Origin of the sequence: Streptococcus sp. Marseille-Q3604 (assembly GCF_916619785.1) — a bacterium.
Lineage (GTDB): Bacteria > Bacillota > Bacilli > Lactobacillales > Streptococcaceae > Streptococcus.
Genome location: NZ_CAKAKM010000002.1, coordinates 250,105 through 268,692 on the forward strand (window position 1 = coordinate 250,105; position 18,588 = coordinate 268,692).

Genomic DNA, 18,588 nt, shown 5'->3' on the forward strand with positions numbered 1-18,588 from the left:
AGTCCCACTCTCCTATGATTCATGCTAGTCTTTTGTAAGACTACCAGATTGTGTACGTGAGCTAGCATAGATTGCAAGAAGGAGGGTTCCTCCAATTGCAATTGTAATAAAGTTAGCTACGCCAGCTACAAAACTTTGTGCATAAAGGTATGACCAGGCTTGTGCAAATTGGAGTCTATCACCAATAGGAGTAACGATACCATAGGCAATAAGGAGGGCCAATGCTTGTGCTAGGTTAAACCAAATCATACTCATCAAAGAAAACTTGCCAGTTGTCACATCATATTTTTTGTTGAATAGACCAATTACAAGACCTGTAATAGCACTTGCAAGTACCCAAGCCCATGAGATATTTCCGTATTGGATGCCATCTTTAAGCGCATGGCCAATGAAGCCCATAAAGAAACCTGTAATAGGCCCAAAAATCACTGAGAATAGGGCTTGAACAGCATACTGAAGTTGGATGCTAGTATTCCCAAAAATAGGGATATTAACAAACATACCAATGATAATAAAGAGTGCTGCACCAATACCTGTCGCAACTACTGTACGAATTGAATTATTTTTCATAATCTTACTTTAATCTCCTAAACGTTTAATTTCAATGTGCCAGTTAGACCCTACACCAACATTATAGGCCTTGGCAAAAGACCCTTGGTTAATGGCTAAGCCAACACGATAGAGGGAATTGATATAAATAATTGGCTGACCGATACGAACATCCGCAAAAGATTTCCCATAGGTAACTTGGTTTTGGTAGACCAACATATCATTGTTAAAGATAGTCACTTCGAATCGATCACCAAAGTTTGGTTCCAACGCGTAAAAGTCATCACGTGTGATAGAGGTCCACAGAGAGCCGAAACGGACGTCCAAAATGTCAATCGCCCCACGAACCAAACTATCCTCTATGATGGTTTCAACCACTGGAAGTTCTAGAATTTTATCCACAGGTAACTCAGGACCAACTTCTTCAAAACTGATATGACCAGAAGCTAATTTGGCACCTGTATAGGCATAAACATCACGACCATGGAAGGTATAAGAAAGCTCTGTATTACTACGACGATTCTCAACCTCGGAAATCTCACGAACAGCCTCGATACCAACAACCTTCTTGATATAAGAAAGTGTCCCGTTATCTGGTGTGACGATATATTGCCCCGTCTTTGTTAAGGCAACCACACTTTTACGTGAGGAACCTACACCCGGATCAACTACCGAAACAAAGGTTGTCCCCTCAGGCCAGTATTCAACGGTCTGAAACAGACGATAGGAAGCCTCAAAAGTGTTGTAGGGAGTAATCTCATGTGTCAGGTGATGAACTCCCAAACTAGGTTCTTCCTGAAGGGCCACACCAATCATGGCCGAAACAGCACCGTCAACCAAACCAAAGTCTGATTGAAGCACCAATAAATTATTAGTCATAAATGTTTTACCTTTTCTCTTTGAACGGTTTATTTTACCATATTTTAAGGGCTTTTTAAAGATGATAGATTCTTGAGCTAGCTATAGTCTTTGACTATGTTTTCTCTAAAATCAAAAAGCCAGCCAAATAGGCCGACCTTATACAATTAGCTATGCTTTCTTCCAACGGCTCTTTTCTGCTACTGCTGTAAAGAGAACATCTGTTGAAGAGTTAAGGGCTGTTTCACAAGAGTCTTGGATGACACCTACGATAAAGCCGACACCGACAACTTGCATGGCCAAATCATTTGAGATACCAAAGAGGCTACATGCTACTGGCACTAATAGGAGGGATCCTCCAGCAATACCTGAGGCACCACAAGCAGAAATAGCTGAAACCACACTAAGAATGAGTGCTGTCGCAAAGTCGACCTGAATTCCCAAAGTCGTTACTGCAGCAAGCGTTAAGACATTGATTGTCACGGCTGCTCCAGCCATATTAATAGTTGACCCCAAAGGGATAGAAACCGAATAGGTATCAGGATTCAAACCAAGATCCTTACAAAGTTGAAGGTTAACTGGAATATTGGCTGCTGATGAACGAGTAAAGAAGGCTGTAATCCCAGAGTCTTTCAAACAACGGAAAACCAGTGGGAAAGGATTTTTGCCCATCATCACAAAAGCAATGATTGGATTAACAACCAAGGCAACAAAGGCCATTGTTCCCACTAAAACAAGGATTAGGACACCATAATCTGCCAAAACACCAACACCATTCTCAGAAATAGTATTAAAGACAAGACCAAGGATACCAAATGGGGCTAAGTTGATAATCCAACGAACGATTTGTGACGTCACTTCTGCCAAGGTATTAAGCAAATCTTTCGTGTGATTGCTAGCTGTTCGCATGGCGAAACCAAAGACAACTGCCCATACCAAAACACCAATATAGTTAGCTTGAGCCAAGGCATTGACAGGGTTATCCACCATCTTAAGCAATAAATCTTTAAAAACTTCTCCCACACCTTGAGGTGCCGTCGCTTTAGTCGCCGCCTCTGCTCCCAACTTCAGAGAAATTGGAAAAATATAGTGAGAGATAACAGCTGTCAAAGCAGCCGCAAAGGTCCCAAAGAGATAAAGAACAATAACTGTCTTCATGTTGTTTTGTTGACCTTCTCGCGTTTGGGAAAGGGCATTGGCAACCAAGGCAAAGACCAAAAGTGGAGCAATTGCCTTCAAACCACCAACAAACATGTCTCCTAAGAGACCAATAACCGTAAACTTAGGAACAAGCAAACCAAGCACAGCACCCACTACCACACCAATGGCAATACGCTTAATTAGACTGGTTCTATTCCAAGTTGAAATAAAACGTTTCATAACTCATTAACTCCTTTTTTATGGTTAGCTCAACCATAAAGCATTCGATAGCTTCCATACTATGATAAATATCTGAAATCGTCAAGACATGAGAAAAGCCTGTAGCAAACAGGCTCTCAAATCCTATTTATGACTCAATTTACGAGTCAAGAAATCACCCAAGAATTGGATAAGGAAAATCAAAATCAAAATCAAGAAAGTTGCCAAAATGGTAACTGATGTACTTGAACGGTTATATCCATAATAGATGGCGATGTAACCAAGACCACCGGCACCGATAGCACCGGCCATTGCAGTCTCACCGACTAGGGAAATCAGAGTTACGGTTGATACACGAACCAACTCAGGTAGACCTTCACTAAGGTAAACCTTAATCGTATCCCAAAGTGTTGCACCACTAGCTTGTGCTGCTTCAATAACACCACGGTCAAGGTCTGCAAGTACCACCTGTACTTGACGTGCAAAGAATGGGAAAGTTGCAGCTGACAATGGAACCAAGGCCGCTGTCATACCGAGGTTAGTCCCCACGATAAAGTAAGTGAATCCTTTCAAAATCGCCAAGAGGATAATGAAAGGAATGGCACGGAAGATTGAAGTGATTTTATCCAAGATTTGGAAAACAAATTTATTTTCAATAACTCCACGAGGACCTGTCAATACCAAGAAGAGTCCCATAACAAGACCAAGAAGTCCCCCAATGATGAAGGAAATAACCGTCATGTAGAGAGTCGCATAGATGGCGTCTGGCCAAGAGTTAACCCCCTGCATACCGATACGATAAATATCTGGAAAGTTTTGTTGAATCCAATCTGCCATTATTGGGCTCCTTTCTTAAGTACTTGCAAGCTGACACCTGCATTTTCAATCGCTTTTTGAGCAGCAAGAACCTGATCCGCTTCACCATCCAAGACAACGACCAATTCACCAACAGGAGTATCACCTAGAATCTCAACGTTACCATAAAGGATGTTACTTGAAACTCCGTACTCTTTGAAAAGTTCGGTCAAGAGCGGCTCATCTGTTGAAGAACCAGCATATTTAAGTTGAACGAGAAGGGCTGAGCTTGGTAAGTTTTTTACCAAAGGTTGTGCATTAATCTTAGCCAAGGCATCTTCAATCCCTGCTGCAGTTTCAATAAATTCTTGTGTCAAATCTTCTTGAGGATTTGAGAAGATATCAAGTACACTGCCCTCTTCCAAAAGTTGACCATTTTGCATAACGGCAACACGGTTACAAATATCTTTAACAATTTGCATTTCGTGGGTGATCATAACCACTGTCAACCCAAGTTTTTTATTCAAATCCTGCAATAGTGAAAGAATTTGCTTAGTTGTTTTAGGGTCAAGAGCTGATGTAGACTCATCTGAAATCAAGATTTCAGGATCATTAGCCAAGGCACGGGCAATCGCTACACGTTGTTTTTGACCACCTGATAATTGTGCAGGATAGTTTTCAGCACGATCAGCCAAATCAACCAATTCCAAAAGACCGCGAATTTTTTTGTCTTTCTCTTCATTGCTTAGTTTAGAATGACGAAGGGCAAAGGCTACATTTTCATAAGCCGTCTTTTGAGCCATAAGGTTAAAGTGTTGGAAAATCATCCCAATCGTTTGACGTTTCTGACGCAATTCTTTTGTCGACAATTGGACCTTACCATCTGCAAAAGTCACATCTTTACCGATAGTGATTTTACCAGCTGTAGGCACTTGCAAAAGATTGATCGCACGCACAAGGGTAGATTTACCAGCCCCTGAATAACCAACAATTCCGTAAATATCACCTTTTTCAATCTGGATAGACACATCCTTAACCGCTTGAATAGTGCGGCGTTTCTGCGTAAAGGTGATATCAATATTTTTCAAATCAATAATGACATTACTCATAACTTGCAATTAACTCCTTAATTAGTTCAATGTGGGTGTAGTAATCTGCTAAGCTGACATTTTCATCCCCACCATGGTCACGACTGTTGGCATTTCCTATACCAAAGGCTGCCATAGGAACACCCAAAGCCTGATGAATCATATGCATAGGCCCTGTACCTGCTGCCGTTGGAAGCACAGCAACGCCTTCTTCATAAAAGCCTTTTGCTAACTCAATAACATTGACAATAGCTGGATCAGACATATCACTACGATAACTTTCTTCACCAAGAGTGAAGGTCACCTTGATACGGTCAAATCCTTCTTTTTTGAGGTGTGCCTTGATACACTCCAAAACGTACTCAGGCGTCAAGCCAGGGACCAAACGCATCTCCATCTTAGCTCTGGCTTGGGCTGGTAAGATAGTCTTAACCCCTTGCCCCTGATAACCTGTTGAAATGCCTTCAATGGAAAGGGCAGGTTCAAAATAGTAAGTTTTTAAGAAAGCTCGGCGGTCACTTTCTAAAATGGGTAGTTTTAAGCCGTAAATCTTACGAAGACTATCTGCATTTTCAATGGCATAAGTTTCAATAAGATCCATCTCTCGTTCGTTTGGTTGGACAATCTTTTCATAGATACCGTCGATAAGGATACGTCCCTGATCATCTCTCATGCTTGAGATAGCGTTGAGCAAGTACCACGAAGCCGATTCAATCACTGCACCAAATTTAGAGTGGATATCAACATCAGCACTCTCGACAGACAAGTCAAAGGTAATAATCCCCTTGTTGCCCCCTGTGATTTCCAATTGACCTTTACTATTTCGATTTCCTTGCTCCCAAACCAATAGGTCTGCTGGAAGAAGGTCATCTCGGTATTTTTCCAAATATTTTTCAAGGTCAGTTGATGCAGATTCTTCAGCCCCTTCCATCATAAACGTAATATTTACAGGAAGGTCGCCAACCTCTCGAATATATTTCCGCAGGGCTGTCAAACGAGCTGTAATATGCCCCTTATCATCATCAACACCACGACCATACATGTAGCCCTTACGAACTGTCAGACGGAAAGGTTCATCTGTCCATGGCTGATCATTATCCGCAGGAACCGTATCATAGTGTTGATAGAAAATAATTGTTTTCGCATCTGGATTTGGACTCTTGAATTTTGCCAAGACAAATGGTGCCGTATAGGTCTCGTCAATTGTCACCTCTGCACCAACACCAGAGAAAATCTCACCAAGGTAAGCAGCCACGTCATAGAGACCAATATTTTGAGCAAAAATAGATTTTTTAGAAATCAAAGTCCGCAAGACTTCAAAATAGTGCTGAGCAATTTCATCGTTACGAAATTTTCGTAACTGCTCTTCTTCACTTGAAAATGCCATCAAATCGTCTCCTTCATACACGACAAAATGGCGTGCTCTCACACGCCCTCTGTCTTTAGCTTATTTCTTTGAATTAGCTTTCAATTGATCTTGTGTTGGGGCACCTTTCCATGCTGGAAGGTCAACCTTGTTAGATGCATCATAGATGATTTGTGCTACTTCATCGTTTTGGTATGCTTTAATCAAAGTCTTGATAGCATCAGCTTTATTTGATTTTTCCCAATCTTTATTAGCTGCAATGACGTTAACCCAATCTTTCAAATCTTGACTTGGTTCTTCTTGGAAGAGAGTTGTATCATAGTTAACGTTTTGTTGTTGTGCGTATGAGTTATTAACAACCGCTGCATCTACTGATGAAAGCGTTTGGGCAGCTTGTTCAGCTGAGATTTCTTTGATGTCCAATTTCTTTGGATTCTCAGAAATGTTCTTGATAGTTGCCAATTCACCATCTTTAACATCCAACTTAATCAAACCAGCTGTTTGAAGAAGTGTCAAAGCACGGCTTTCGTTTGTACCATCGTTAGGTACTGAGATTGTAGCTCCTTCTGGAAGCTCTTTAACATCTTTATACTTAGCTTTTCCGTTTTCAGTACCTGAGAAAAGGTGGATTGGGCTAAGAAGTGTGTCAGCTGCCGCAACAACATCACCTTTATTTTCTTTGTTCCAGTTGTTCAAGAAATAAATGTGTTGGAAAGCATTAACATCGATTTCACCGTTTTTAAGGGCTTCATTTGGTTGGTTGTAGTCTGTGAACTCTTTCAACTCGATAGTAACACCCTTGTCTTTAGCCAATTCTTTGACTTTATCCCACAATGGCTCAGTTGTATCATCCAAAGTCATGATACCAACTGTCAAAGTTTTATCATCTTTAGCTGATTTATTACCACCAGCACCACAAGCAGCCAAAGCTACTGTTGAAGCGACTGCCAATCCTGTAATTCCGAGAATTTTTTTAAGTTTCATAACGAACTCCCTTTAATTGTTTTAAGTATAAAATTATTATCCCATAGGATGAGAATTGTATCAAATTGTTTATAATTGTATATATCTATAGTTTTTAACTATAACTCGCCCTAGATTTTAATTATATGAAAAAGCTGAGAATCACTCCCAGCCTTCCTTATTATTTTTTACTAGGAACTTTCAAAGCATCTTTAGTTGGAATATAATCTTTATTTCCAAGGAATTTTTCAGCCAACTTAGCCAAAGTACCATCTTTTTGGAGTTCTTCCAAACGTTTGTTTACAAATTTTTGAAGGTCTTTTTGGTTATCTGCGAACAAGAAGTAGATGTATGGTTGTTGATCAGATTTAAGTTCAATCGTCTTCAAGTTGCTCAATTTATTGTTTTTGATGATTGCATTAACAGTTGGTGCATCAAAAATCTTGAAGTCGTACTTGCCTTCATTCAAACTTGTCAACATTTGTGTAATATTTTCGTTTGTGTAGTTAAGTTCAACTGGCTTGTCTGAATGTTTATCGTTAAATTCAGTTAATTGTGTCGCTGTCGATGTTCCTTGAACAACCTGCGTTGAATGTCCAGCAATATCATCATATTTCTTAATATTACTATCTTTTGGAACAGTCAAAACAGCTGGTGTGGTACCAATTGGATATGAGAAGAGGTATTTTTGGTCACGTTCTTCTGAATAAGAGATATTGTTCCCAGCCATTTGGTATTTAGCTGAGTCAAGACCTGTGAAGACTGAAGACCATTCTGTTTTTTGGAATTTCACTTCATATTTGTCAGAGTCCTTGAAGACAGCTTTGGCCACTTCCACATCGTAACCAGTCAATTCACCGTTTTCTTCATATGAGAATGGTGCTGTTGTCCCAACAGTGGCAAAGTTAATTGTTTCTTTAGCACCTGAAGATTTAGAGGCTTCTTTTGATGATTTAGATGAACATGCAGCAAGCAAAGCTACTGAAGCAATGGCTACACCTGTAATTCCAAGAATTTTTTTAAGTTTCATAATACTCTCCTTTGAGATTGATTGTTTTTATTGTAACAGAATTCACCAAGCTTAACTAATACTTAAACATAATCAAGGTGATAAGAAAATACTATCACCTCAAAATTTCAATTGTTTGACAAGAAAAAAGCAGAAAACCAATAACGATTTTCTACTTATATTTGTTAATAATGTGACAAACGCTCAATCACTTGCTGGTTATTGAGCACTTCCTGGGCAGGAAAGAAATCAGCCTTACCATCTTCAAAAAGAAGAACATCAGCCTTTTCATGATGAAGGTGCTTAAAGTGATGAGCAGACATGATAATAGTTTTCCCAGCTGAATGAAGTTCATGTAGAAGTTCCCTAAAAAATTCTTCATATTCTTTAGAAAGATTATTGAAGGGTTCATCAAGAATATAAACATCTGGATTCGTTACCATGATACTGGCAAAGGCCACTTTCTTCTTTTCTCCACCAGACAGTTGATAGGGAACGCGATCCCTTAAATCTTCAATTTTCAGCAGGGATAGTGTATCTTGGACCCGCTGTGAGACTTCTTCTTCGGTCAGACCTAGCTGACGAGGACCAAAAGCAATCTCATCATAGACAGTACTATTAAATAATTGACTATCCACATCCTGAAAGAGGATTCCGAGGCGGCTATAAAAATCTCGTTTTTGACGTTTGTCCTTCAGCCATTCTTTGAGGTCCTTACCTAAGAAAAGAATGCGTCCAGATTCTGCCTGCTTAAAGCCGGTTAATAAACTGATAAGACTTGATTTTCCAGTTCCATTTTCCCCCATCAACATCACATATTGCCCTTGTCTAATCTCCAAATCAAGACCAGTAAAGACCTTTTTTTGTTCATAGGCACAGGCCACTTGATTCAATTGAAACATCTCATCCTCCTAACAGAATCTGTCCTAAAATCACTGCTACTAGACTTATCAAGGCCAGCCAGTCTTTCCATATGAATGACTGTGATGACTTGACATACTCACCAACAAAGCAACGTGCTTCCATGGCTTGAGTCAGTTCCTCACCATAGCGAATAGCTTTAAGGTATAAAATTCCCCAGATATTACTTCCAATCCGGAAACGATGATTGCCACCAAAGCTTCGCGCTTCAATCCCTTTGAGCAAATCCATCAATTGTTTTCCAAAGACATCAATATATTTTATGGTGATATCTAACTGGAGCAGAACAAGATCCGGAAAATGCAACCCTTTTAATGCCGCTAACATCTCACTTATTGTACTCGTCTCTGAATAATAAGCAATGGCTACAGCAATCAAAGGAAGTCTAAAAAGAAAGAGCGATTGACCTCCGCTAAGTAAGAGATGTGGTAGATAAAGAACTAAAGGAAAAATCAACAACACTACGGTCTTTTTCAAGGTTCTTACTAAAATAGAATGTGGCAGAAAAGCCACCCCAGCTCCTAAAAACAAGTCTAGAATCCACAAAACTGTGAGATTTCGGCTAATTCCCACTGAAATAAGTAAGAAAAAGAGAAGTAAAACCTTAGCTGTTGGATGAAAGACTGATACTACTTTTAAAGGATGCGTTTCAAACTTTTGAAGAAGAGCTTCCAGATGGTGACGATTCCGTATAAGAAAGTTATTTCTACCGACTTTAGTGACTACAGGGCGCTCTTCCGACATCCATTCTGGCAGAATCATTTTTCAACCTTTCTACCGAAAATCAAGCGATAGAGGATGAAGAAAATCAAAACAGCAGAAGCAGCACTCAGGATATAACCCAAGACTTCTGGAACACCTGCGATACTATAATCTGGGAAGAGGGCATTGAATGAGAAACCATTCAACATTCCTTTTGGCGCTTGGGCTTCCACATGATAATGAGCCAATTTTTCTACCAACTCTTTGACATCCCATTCCGCAAAAGCTGTTCCCGTCGCCAATAAACCAAGTGGTGTTAGGATAATCAAGGCTAGGATAAAGAGCAATAAAGGACGTAGTTTTTTAGTCGTTAGTTCCTGAGTATTATCAATATTCAAACGTTCAATGAATTCTTGAACACCAGCTGTGAAGAATCCTTCTACCAGACCGATGAGGAGGTGAGTCAAGCCCATTACTGGAAGTGTCACTCTCAAAGGGTATGGGTTGTAAAGCGGATTACCACTACTATCTTTAAAGAGAATGGGCTGAATTCCTAGTAAAACTGCAACAGTCAGAGCTGCAGCTACAATCCCAATATAACCTCCAAAAAAGCTGGCAATTATCCTGTTCTTTGTCCACTTATTCAAGAGTTTATAAACAGCATAACCTACAAATGGCATAACAACGGCCATACAAAAGGCGTTAGCACCAAAGGCCAAGATTCCACCATCACCAAAGAGCAAGGCCTGCATAGCCAGGGCCACACTAACTGCTAAACAGGAAGCCCAAGGCCCTAACAATATAGCAATTAGCACTGCTCCAACAGCATGGGCACTCGTTCCACCTGGGGCTGGAAGATTAAACATCATGATAAGGAAGGACAAGGAAGTCCCGATTCCCAACATAGGAATCGTTTTTTTATCCGTATCAACTTTAACCTTTACTTCCTTGACGGCCTTATACCAAATAGGCAACATAACTGCCCCCATTGCCGCACAAGTCGTAGGGCTTAGGTAATTTTCAGGAATATGCATTTTTTATCTCCTCATATCATTTTTTCTCAAATTCAAAGGGGTTAATCCATGTATTTCTTGTCTAAAATAGTCTGCACAGGCATAAATGACGCGACGATTATCCTCAGCAGTTTTTCCTAAGATACGTAACACCAGACCTGGGATATCTAAGGATGAAATAGCAAAATCAGACTCTAAATTCAGATCTTCTAAGTGCTTCTGCAAAGCCTTAACAAAAGCCTCGTCAATATTTGGTGACACCATTACCAAACTATTATAATTTCGCCAGCCTTCAAAATAACCAAGTTTAAACATATCTTGTTTCTGAGGCTCTAAGAGGGTCTGATCGCTATAAACAAGCTCATTATCTTGGTAGATTTGTGTCAAATTACGAAAATAATGGTATTGAAACGGCAAATCCTCATGAGACCAACCTGCCGTCACACCATCTGAATAAATCAAGTGGGCAGACTTATCCATATCAATACGACTTGTTTGGAAATAGCGTGATTTCAAATAGGGAATGACTTCATCAGCCATGTACTCCAAATAGCTATTTTCTTCAAGTGTGATGGACGTATGTTGTTGCGTCAACTGTCCTCTTTCACACTTGTAAACATAGGTAGGTGTTTGGGTTGTTACCAAGGCATGAGCATCTTTATTAACATCAATGGTCACTTGATACTGCTCACCCTCGACAAAGCCCCCACCCATATTAATCAGGAAATAGTAAGGAACACCATTGGCATCTGAATTATCCGCTGATACTCGAGAGTTACCTTCTTGGTATTTCTTGTGGGAAATTGTACGACCATTTCGGTTTGAAAATCCAAGATGGACAAAGCCATCGTATGCTTGTGTCATCTTACAAGTCCTCTAGTAGGAAATTCTTACGAATCCATTCTTCCACTTCCTTAACATTGTCATCATTATTTAAATTTGTGAAAATGAAAGAATCTTCGTTACGGAAATGAAGGGTATCTTCACGCATACGGTCTAGGTTGGCTCCAACATAAGGAGCAAGGTCAGTCTTATTGATCAAGAACAAATCACTCTTAATCATCCCTTGACCAGCCTTACGTGGGATTTTTTCACCCTGAGCAACGTCAATAATATAAATGGTGAAATCAACCAAATCAGGACTGAAGGTCGCAGCCAAGTTATCCCCACCACTTTCAAGGAAAATAACATCCAAATCATGGTTAAAGCGCTCTCGAAGAGTTTCAATCGCTTCAAAGTTCATAGAAGCATCTTCACGAATAGCAGTATGAGGACATCCACCAGTTTCTACACCAATGATACGGTCTTCATCTAAGCTTGAATTTTTAGCCAAGAAAAGAGCATCTTCTTTTGTATAGATATCGTTAGTAATAACTGCTAAATTTAAGTCGGACATACGTCGTGTAAGACGCTCAAGCAAAAGGGTTTTACCTGAACCAACAGGTCCACCAACTCCAATAATTACAGTACGTTTTGTCATTGTTTTTTCCTCTCAACCTTGTTGATATTTTAGGACATGAATAGGCGGAATACCTGTGTTTCATGTTTCATCTGAGCTAATTCAAGACCAGGCGTATTGGCCCCAAGGTAGGACGCGTCCAGTTCTTGAATTTCTTGTGTCATTTTTTCTAATTGTGAAAAGCTACGTAAAACAATCTCTTGTCCAGAAAACTGTCCAAGTGGAATGGCACGAACAGCATTTTGAACCATCGTCGAAATCACGCTATAGCCATAAAGTGCAATAGCTTCACTACATCCCAAGCCCTTGTTAAAGACATAGAGCGCAAAGACAATAGCTGGATTGCCAAAGACCTCACCCTTACGTATTTTGGACTGATAGTCATCCAATACCGGAATAGCATGGAGCCTTTGAATGAGTCGAAGCATTTGCTTAGCAATCATTTTAGTCCCCTGTCTTGTTTCACGCGCTTGCGTCGAAACTGTCAAGACATTATCATAATGCCAAACCTGCTCTAAGTTGTCTGTAGCCATAGCATCATAAACCAGTTTGATTACAAGACCTTCACCATATTTAAACTGACTAGCTAAATAGGCTTCTTGCCACTCTTCGTAACCTTTATCATCTGTTACAGTGTCTTCGCGCAGATAATTTTCCATCCCAAAAGAGTGGTTAAACGATCCAATTGGAAAGGTTGAATCGACAATTTGCACAATTTCAAGATAATCTTGCAAAGACACATTAGCAAAAGGATTAATGTTCATGGGCAGTTAAATTCACATGGCGTAGGGGCTTATCAAGGACCACTTCTTCAATCGTGTAGGCAATCTCTTTTTGAGTCAAGACTTGCTCTACAACTGGGTCAACCTCTAAATAAATCTTGGCATCTTTCACCTCAATCGGTTTATGAGTATTCCCAAGAATATGAGCTGTGATTCCCATTTCATCCATATCTTTAGGTGAAATGACAATCAAATCCTGTGACTCAACACCAATAGCTAGGACATGGTGATCATCGATAAAAAAGGCAGAGCCATTTTGCAATTTTTGTCCCTTATCAAGACGAATACCAAATTCATTCCCATGATCACTCTTCACACGAATAATTTTTTTGTTAAGGTCATCGCTCGAAAGAATGACTGTTTCAATATGGTATTTGTCCACATCGATATCTTTAACAAGAGCATCTACTTTTGTAAAAATCATACTTTTTCCTTTTCTATTACATTTTAAAAATCTAGCATCAAACTCATATAGCAACTTAATAAAGCACTAAAAACGTTATGGCTATAAAATACAAAAGAGGTTGGAGGAAAAATTCCAGCCTCATTTATATAGCGTCTTCCTTAGAACAAGAAATAACGTTGAGACAATGATGTCGTATGGATTGGTTCACAAGTAACCAACTCATCATCAATAAAGACATCAAAGGTCTGTGGATCGATACGGATTGTTTTTGGAGCGTAGTCATTAAGCTTCATATCACGCTTAGTCAAGTTACGCGTATTCTTAACAGGAAGAACAATCTTATTCAAACCAATTTCTTCTTTGATACCGTGATCATAAGCATATTGAGAAACAAATGTAAGATTTGTTTCATGAACCGCTTGACCGTAAGCACCATATAATTTACGCATGATACGTGGTTGAGGTGTTGGAAGACTTGAACCAGCGTCACCCATAACACCATAAGTTAGCATACCACCCTTAAGCACCAACTTAGGTTTTGCACCAAATTGAGCTGGTTCCCAGATAACCAAATCTGCAAATTTACCAACTTCTACAGAACCGATATAGTCTGCAATACCATTGGTGATGGCAGGGTTAATTGTATATTTAGCCACGTAACGTTTAATACGGTTATTATCGTTAAACTCTGAATCCCCTTCAAGTGGACCACGCTGAGCCTTCATCTTATCAGCTAGTTGCCAACAACGCATTGCTACTTCACCGACACGTCCCATTGCCATGGCATCTGAAGTCATGATACTAAGGGCTCCCATATCGTGAAGAACATCTTCTGCAGCCACAGTTTGTTTACGAACACGTGATTCGGCAAAAGATACGTCTTCTGGGATTTTTGGATCCAAGTGGTGACAAACCATAACCATATCTAACAACTCACCAATAGCATTTGTAGTATATGGGTTAGTTGGGTTAGTTGATGATGGCAAAATATTTTCCTTACCTGCAAAGACCATAATATCTGGAGCGTGCCCACCACCAGAACCTTCGGTATGGAAGGTATGAACGGTACGACCTTGGAAAGATTCCAAAGTATTTTCCATAAATCCACCCTCATTCAAAGAGTCGGTGTGGACCGCAAAAGATACATCGTATTTATCCGCAACTTTAAGGGAATTATCAATTCCTGCGTAAGTCGCACCCCAGTCCTCGTGTGTCTTAATTCCTGCTGCACCAGCTTTAATTTGCTCTTCAACCACTTCAGTCTCAGAACCAACACCTTTGGCAAGGAAACCAAAGTTAGCAGGCATATCATCAACAGCTTGCAACATACGAGTAATATGGAATTTACCTGGTGTACATGTTGTTGCATTACTACCGTCAGCGGGACCAGTACCACCACCAAAGAGGGTCGTAATTCCATTATCCAAACCAAATTCAGGAAGGTCAGCAGAAATATAATGTACGTGGAGGTCAATACCACCAGCAGTCACAATCAAACCTTCTGCAGCAATGGCTTCTGTACTAGCACCCACAACAAAGTCCACATTGTCCATTGTATCTGGGTTACCACCGCGACCAATAGCAACAATCTTACCATCACGAATACCGATATCTGCTTTAATAATACCTGTATAGTCAATGATGGTTGCACCTGTAATAATGGTATCAACAACTGATGGATTGTCACGTGTTTCCGTAGCACTAACACCCATACCATCACGCAAAACTTTACCGCCACCGAACTTAGATTCCTGTCCATAAACAGTAAAGTCTTTTTCAATGGCTGCAAAAAGATTGGTATCTCCAAGACGTACGCTATCCCCTACAGTTGGTCCATAGTGTTGAGCATACTCTTCACGATCCATTTTAAAACTCATCGATTTGTCCTCTTTCTAGTCTAAGAAACCATTGACCTTGTTATTGAAACCAAAAATACGACGTTTCCCTCCAAAGTCAATAAGTTGTACTGTTTTCGTTTCACCTGGCTCAAAACGAATGGCTGTACCTGCTGGAATATCTAGACGTTTGCCTCGCGCCTTTTCACGATCAAATTGAAGACCAGCTTCGTTTGCTTCATAAAAATGGTAGTGAGAACCCACTTGAGCAGCACGGTCACCCACATTTTTCACTTCAAGACTAATGGCTTCGTAACCACCGTTATAATCAATTGGCTCACTCGCCACATGGTATTCACCTGGAATCATTACACTTCTCCTTACTGAATAGGATCATGAACAGTAACCAGTTTTGTACTGTCCGTAAAAGTAGCTTCAACTTGAATCATTGGAATCATTTCTGCAATACCTTCCATAACATCTTCACGTGTTAAGAGATTGCGAGCTTCATCCATCAGTTGGGCAACAGTTTTACCCTCTCTTGCACCTTCAAGCACATAGTCAGTGATTAAAGCAACTGCTTCTGGATGATTCAATTTGATTCCTTTGTCTTTACGTCGTTGAGCAATCATAGCCGCAAGGCTAATCATCATTTTTTCCTGCTCGCGCATTGTCAATTGCATCGTTTTTCCTCCTTAAATCAATGCTTACCACTTGCCCCAAAGCATCAAAAGCCCTGGAATCCAAGCTGTTACAATTCCTTCAAAAATAGCTAGGTAAGGGACAAATTTTCCTAGATTCTTCTTAAGATTAATTTCAATAAAGGCAGTTAGCCATAGGATACCCCACAAGAACCAAATAATACCATACCAAGCATTACCACCGTATCCAGATGTTAAGCAAAGAATCCCTGCTGGTAGCGTATTAATTGCCACAAATAAACTAAACCACCCATACAAACGTTGATCAAAATCGAAAATCGTATTGATCGCTGAGTAAAGATAGGTGAAAGCAAATAAAAGACCAGTAGCGCTACCATAAAACCATTCAGCGCCTTGCCCTGTACAAGCTCCGTAAGCAATGACAATAATGTTGAGAATCAAACCCAGACCACCCGTAAAGATATTCATGACAACATTTGATTTATCAGGAATACCCTCTAAACGATGGAGTCCATTACTCATCAAAACCATACCAACATAGAGTAGGATGACACCTAACATAAGAACCTCCTAAGTTTTTTTATGTTATTATCATACTACTTTGAAAACACATGTCAACGAATTTTCAGAAATTTTGCAACATTTAGATGGTAGGCAATCTAACATATAGTGTCAAAAAATGACATCACCTTTGGTGATTCTCGATAGAAGTCCTTTGCTCAATCCCAGATAAACAAACAGTTAATCTCTAAAAAACTATCTTTAGCATTTGACAGTTTCTGACAATATAGCCCGTACAATCTATCATTCAATGTGAGCATAATATTTTTTACTCACCTATTTTTCCAACTCATTCTCCAGACCTAAGTCCATAGACCTATTTTTAGTAATTTTACAGTTTGGTGTCAAAATCGAACATTTTTTATGATAAAGTCTTTTTTGGACTAACATCCAAAAGGAGAATTATGATGGAAACAAATAACTATACTACTAATTTACAGCTAGTCTCCCAGGAATATTCCGACGAAAAGACTAGTCTTCAAACCAAAACCAAGAAACTCTTGGAATATTTTTCACCAAAAGACATTTGGAAAATTAAGGGACTGATTGTCGCCTGTCTCGTGACCTGCTTCCTATATGTCACTTACTTGACCCATTTTTCCTTTGCCTTTCCAGCAACCGTTGTCTTGATAAGTACGATTGAACTGGGCTGTCGTCTATTAGGTGGAAAAGCAAAGGGAATGCGACTTGAATCGGCAATGTTTATGGTCACTAGTCTACTACAAGGTTTACAAATTAGTCTTTGGGGTCTGCACGACAACTGGGGGAGCGCTCAGATTCTTTGCCTTCATGCGAGTATCCTCCTTTACTTAATGGCACGTACTGGACAAAGTAGTCAAGACCGTTTGGGAATTATGGTTTGGCTAGACCTCATATACACTAGCTGCATCTTCCCACTGAAATATTTCTTTATCGGAGCCTGGACACTACTCTATAAAACAGCACCTAAACAAGAGCTTTCTGAAGAAGAAAAGCACGCAGTTCAGAACCACAAATGGATGATTCTCATTAGTATCATGATTGCCTTGATACTGACTGTATTCGCTGCTAGTCAGCTTAGTCAGGTCTTGCCTTCTTTCGGACAACTTTGGCAACAGTTCTTCCAGACACTTGCTACTCTACTTGATTTCACTATCACCTTCAAGGATAACGGATTATTGTTCTCTCGTTTAATAACCAGTATCCCTCTGGCTCTAGGACTTTTTGCTCAACTCGGTGCAACCTATTTGGCAAAAGAAAAGCCACTTAGTCAAAAACGATTTGAAGGCCGTCTTAAAACAACCCGTCAGTTTCCAAAAGTAGCAGCTTATATCGTACTCGGAAGCCTCTGCCTTACTTATGCCCTATTCATATTAACTGCCACTAGTCAAATGGGAGAACTCCTTTCTCTCAACCAAGTCAACATTCCAGCTCATCAAGCCTCACATATTGCTGTTCAGGGCTTCTGGCAATTAATTCGAGTCTCTACTCTTAACTTGGGAATCCTAGCTGGACTTTACATTTTTTCTAAAGAAAACTTCTTCACCCACAAGGGGCTTCGTTTGTTGAGTACCCTACTCTTTACTTTTGCTAGCCTCTTTGCCCTTATCGCCGGCTGGAAACTCTTTGGCGTTTATATAGCACTCTATGGTGTAACGCCACGTCGCTTACTATCAGGTTGGTTTGTCACAGTACTCTTTATTTGGTGTGTCCTAACACTTATTAGACTTTATAAACCTATCCAGGCGACCCGTCTCGCTGTATTTTATGCAACTATCAGCTTCACCTTGGTTAGCCTCTTAGGTAGCTTTATTTTATAAGAAAAAAGAGTGGAACTAGATTAACTAGTTTCACCCTTTTTATATTGGAGTTATTTTGAATCTCTTGTAGGAAAGGCATACATCACCCAAAGTACTACTAGTAGTGGTGTCGCTTTTAATACAATCCAAGCAACATTGAAATTGGCATCACGTAGACGACGAATCTGCATAGAAATGGTCGGAAGCGCCGTTGCTACTATAAATAGAATGAAAGCTGTCAATGTAAAGCCAGCAGCTCTTGTTTCCCCAAGTAAGTCCATCAGTAGGAAAATCAAACTACCGATAATTCCATTAATCAAGACAACCCACCAATAGTCTGATCGTTTTGTACGACCATAAAAATCGAGATAGCCTAACCAAAAATTTTTATATGCCTCTAACATGTTTACACCTCTTAATAGTCTGTTACCAGTATACTATATTAATAAGATAGGTGCAAGATGTGAAAATTTAGACTTCTT

21 protein-coding genes are annotated in these 18,588 nt (G+C 39.8%); 1 reads left to right on the top strand and 20 read right to left on the bottom strand.

What is annotated here, in order from left to right; all coding sequences use genetic code 11:
• Positions 1–24 precede the first annotated feature (24 nt).
• The 19 genes from LG375_RS05500 to LG375_RS05590 form a co-directional block, all read right to left on the bottom strand.
• Entirely contained in the window at positions 25–570 is a 546-nt protein-coding gene (locus LG375_RS05500) for an ECF-type riboflavin transporter substrate-binding protein (RefSeq protein WP_002883774.1), read from the bottom strand.
• A gap of 9 nt (positions 571–579) precedes the next feature.
• Positions 580–1,428 carry an S-adenosyl-l-methionine hydroxide adenosyltransferase family protein gene (locus LG375_RS05505; RefSeq protein ID WP_225745455.1) on the bottom strand — a complete coding sequence of 283 codons (849 nt, stop codon included), beginning with the start codon at positions 1,426–1,428 and terminating at the stop codon, positions 580–582.
• 150 nt (positions 1,429–1,578) lie between these two features.
• Complete coding sequence (gene sstT, locus LG375_RS05510) at positions 1,579–2,787, bottom strand: serine/threonine transporter SstT (RefSeq protein ID WP_225745456.1); 1,209 nt, start codon at positions 2,785–2,787, stop codon at positions 1,579–1,581.
• Positions 2,788–2,910: 123 nt separating this feature from the next.
• Entirely contained in the window at positions 2,911–3,603 is a 693-nt protein-coding gene (locus LG375_RS05515; RefSeq protein ID WP_013990052.1) for a methionine ABC transporter permease, read from the bottom strand.
• Positions 3,603–4,670, bottom strand: coding sequence for a methionine ABC transporter ATP-binding protein (locus LG375_RS05520; protein ID WP_013990051.1), 1,068 nt, complete (start codon positions 4,668–4,670; stop codon positions 3,603–3,605). Before LG375_RS05520 ends, LG375_RS05515 begins: the two co-directional genes overlap by 1 nt.
• The gene (locus tag LG375_RS05525) at positions 4,663–6,036 is read right to left on the bottom strand and encodes a M20/M25/M40 family metallo-hydrolase (protein WP_002883790.1); all 1,374 of its coding nucleotides are present in this window, start codon (positions 6,034–6,036) and stop codon (positions 4,663–4,665) included. Before LG375_RS05525 ends, LG375_RS05520 begins: the two co-directional genes overlap by 8 nt.
• A 60-nt stretch (positions 6,037–6,096) precedes the next feature.
• A complete protein-coding gene (locus LG375_RS05530) occupies positions 6,097–6,999 on the bottom strand; it encodes a MetQ/NlpA family ABC transporter substrate-binding protein (RefSeq protein WP_002886572.1) in 903 nt (300 codons plus the stop codon).
• Between the two features lie 160 nt (positions 7,000–7,159).
• Complete coding sequence (locus LG375_RS05535) at positions 7,160–8,008, bottom strand: amino acid ABC transporter substrate-binding protein (RefSeq protein WP_014633606.1); 849 nt, start codon at positions 8,006–8,008, stop codon at positions 7,160–7,162.
• Positions 8,009–8,172: 164 nt separating this feature from the next.
• A complete protein-coding gene (locus tag LG375_RS05540) occupies positions 8,173–8,889 on the bottom strand; it encodes an energy-coupling factor ABC transporter ATP-binding protein (protein WP_225745457.1) in 717 nt (238 codons plus the stop codon).
• Position 8,890: 1 nt separating this feature from the next.
• Positions 8,891–9,670, bottom strand: coding sequence for an energy-coupling factor transporter transmembrane component T (locus LG375_RS05545; RefSeq protein ID WP_225745458.1), 780 nt, complete (start codon positions 9,668–9,670; stop codon positions 8,891–8,893).
• Positions 9,667–10,644, bottom strand: a complete 978-nt coding sequence (gene cbiM, locus LG375_RS05550; RefSeq protein WP_045768777.1) for a cobalt transporter CbiM — start codon at positions 10,642–10,644, stop codon at positions 9,667–9,669. Before cbiM ends, LG375_RS05545 begins: the two co-directional genes overlap by 4 nt.
• Positions 10,645–10,647: 3 nt before the next feature.
• The gene (locus LG375_RS05555; RefSeq protein WP_008535853.1) at positions 10,648–11,487 is read right to left on the bottom strand and encodes an urease accessory protein UreD; all 840 of its coding nucleotides are present in this window, start codon (positions 11,485–11,487) and stop codon (positions 10,648–10,650) included.
• A gap of 1 nt (position 11,488) precedes the next feature.
• Complete coding sequence (gene ureG / locus LG375_RS05560; RefSeq protein WP_225745459.1) at positions 11,489–12,103, bottom strand: urease accessory protein UreG; 615 nt, start codon at positions 12,101–12,103, stop codon at positions 11,489–11,491.
• 29 nt (positions 12,104–12,132) lie between these two features.
• Positions 12,133–12,846 carry an urease accessory protein UreF gene (locus tag LG375_RS05565; RefSeq protein WP_214252762.1) on the bottom strand — a complete coding sequence of 238 codons (714 nt, stop codon included), beginning with the start codon at positions 12,844–12,846 and terminating at the stop codon, positions 12,133–12,135.
• Positions 12,836–13,288, bottom strand: a complete 453-nt coding sequence (gene ureE / locus LG375_RS05570) for an urease accessory protein UreE (protein ID WP_002949549.1) — start codon at positions 13,286–13,288, stop codon at positions 12,836–12,838. The genes LG375_RS05565 and ureE overlap by 11 nt, the downstream gene beginning before the upstream one ends.
• A gap of 140 nt (positions 13,289–13,428) precedes the next feature.
• Entirely contained in the window at positions 13,429–15,147 is a 1,719-nt protein-coding gene (ureC, locus tag LG375_RS05575; RefSeq protein WP_002886560.1) for an urease subunit alpha, read from the bottom strand.
• Between the two features lie 15 nt (positions 15,148–15,162).
• Positions 15,163–15,474 (bottom strand): urease subunit beta, encoded by a 312-nt coding sequence (locus LG375_RS05580; RefSeq protein ID WP_002886559.1) that lies wholly within the window; start codon positions 15,472–15,474, stop codon positions 15,163–15,165.
• A gap of 11 nt (positions 15,475–15,485) precedes the next feature.
• Positions 15,486–15,788: an urease subunit gamma gene (locus tag LG375_RS05585; protein ID WP_002886558.1), complete on the bottom strand. Its 303-nt coding sequence runs from the start codon at positions 15,786–15,788 to the stop codon at positions 15,486–15,488.
• A gap of 24 nt (positions 15,789–15,812) precedes the next feature.
• The gene (locus LG375_RS05590; protein WP_002886548.1) at positions 15,813–16,328 is read right to left on the bottom strand and encodes an AmiS/UreI family transporter; all 516 of its coding nucleotides are present in this window, start codon (positions 16,326–16,328) and stop codon (positions 15,813–15,815) included.
• Positions 16,329–16,735: 407 nt separating this feature from the next.
• On the opposite strand from LG375_RS05590, the gene LG375_RS05595 reads away from it, so the two are divergent.
• Positions 16,736–18,127, top strand: a complete 1,392-nt coding sequence (locus LG375_RS05595) for a DUF4153 domain-containing protein (RefSeq protein ID WP_225745460.1) — start codon at positions 16,736–16,738, stop codon at positions 18,125–18,127.
• Positions 18,128–18,177: 50 nt separating this feature from the next.
• Here LG375_RS05595 and LG375_RS05600 read toward each other — a convergent pair whose 3' ends face one another.
• Positions 18,178–18,510 carry a DUF805 domain-containing protein gene (locus LG375_RS05600; RefSeq protein WP_225745461.1) on the bottom strand — a complete coding sequence of 111 codons (333 nt, stop codon included), beginning with the start codon at positions 18,508–18,510 and terminating at the stop codon, positions 18,178–18,180.
• Positions 18,511–18,588: the final 78 nt, after the last annotated feature.

Bases quoted from the DNA above. Each gene is read 5' to 3' on its own strand.
- LG375_RS05515 (WP_013990052.1), bottom strand. From the start codon at position 3,603: ATGGCAGATTGGATTCAACAAAACTTTCCAGATATTTATCGTATCGGT.
- LG375_RS05600 (WP_225745461.1), bottom strand. From the start codon at position 18,510: ATGTTAGAGGCATATAAAAATTTTTGGTTAGGCTATCTCGATTTTTAT.
- LG375_RS05525 (WP_002883790.1), bottom strand. From the start codon at position 6,036: ATGGCATTTTCAAGTGAAGAAGAGCAGTTACGAAAATTTCGTAACGAT.
- LG375_RS05505 (WP_225745455.1), bottom strand. From the start codon at position 1,428: ATGACTAATAATTTATTGGTGCTTCAATCAGACTTTGGTTTGGTTGAC.
- LG375_RS05500 (WP_002883774.1), bottom strand. From the start codon at position 570: ATGAAAAATAATTCAATTCGTACAGTAGTTGCGACAGGTATTGGTGCA.
- ureC (WP_002886560.1), bottom strand. From the start codon at position 15,147: ATGAGTTTTAAAATGGATCGTGAAGAGTATGCTCAACACTATGGACCA.
- LG375_RS05520 (WP_013990051.1), bottom strand. From the start codon at position 4,670: ATGAGTAATGTCATTATTGATTTGAAAAATATTGATATCACCTTTACG.
- cbiM (WP_045768777.1), bottom strand. From the start codon at position 10,644: ATGCATATTCCTGAAAATTACCTAAGCCCTACGACTTGTGCGGCAATG.
- LG375_RS05530 (WP_002886572.1), bottom strand. From the start codon at position 6,999: ATGAAACTTAAAAAAATTCTCGGAATTACAGGATTGGCAGTCGCTTCA.
- LG375_RS05555 (WP_008535853.1), bottom strand. From the start codon at position 11,487: ATGACACAAGCATACGATGGCTTTGTCCATCTTGGATTTTCAAACCGA.
- LG375_RS05540 (WP_225745457.1), bottom strand. From the start codon at position 8,889: ATGTTTCAATTGAATCAAGTGGCCTGTGCCTATGAACAAAAAAAGGTC.
- LG375_RS05545 (WP_225745458.1), bottom strand. From the start codon at position 9,670: ATGATTCTGCCAGAATGGATGTCGGAAGAGCGCCCTGTAGTCACTAAA.
- LG375_RS05585 (WP_002886558.1), bottom strand. From the start codon at position 15,788: ATGCAATTGACAATGCGCGAGCAGGAAAAAATGATGATTAGCCTTGCG.
- LG375_RS05590 (WP_002886548.1), bottom strand. From the start codon at position 16,328: ATGTTAGGTGTCATCCTACTCTATGTTGGTATGGTTTTGATGAGTAAT.
- LG375_RS05535 (WP_014633606.1), bottom strand. From the start codon at position 8,008: ATGAAACTTAAAAAAATTCTTGGAATTACAGGTGTAGCCATTGCTTCA.
- LG375_RS05580 (WP_002886559.1), bottom strand. From the start codon at position 15,474: ATGATTCCAGGTGAATACCATGTGGCGAGTGAGCCAATTGATTATAAC.
- sstT (WP_225745456.1), bottom strand. From the start codon at position 2,787: ATGAAACGTTTTATTTCAACTTGGAATAGAACCAGTCTAATTAAGCGT.
- ureG (WP_225745459.1), bottom strand. From the start codon at position 12,103: ATGACAAAACGTACTGTAATTATTGGAGTTGGTGGACCTGTTGGTTCA.
- ureE (WP_002949549.1), bottom strand. From the start codon at position 13,288: ATGATTTTTACAAAAGTAGATGCTCTTGTTAAAGATATCGATGTGGAC.
- LG375_RS05595 (WP_225745460.1), top strand. From the start codon at position 16,736: ATGGAAACAAATAACTATACTACTAATTTACAGCTAGTCTCCCAGGAA.
- LG375_RS05565 (WP_214252762.1), bottom strand. From the start codon at position 12,846: ATGAACATTAATCCTTTTGCTAATGTGTCTTTGCAAGATTATCTTGAA.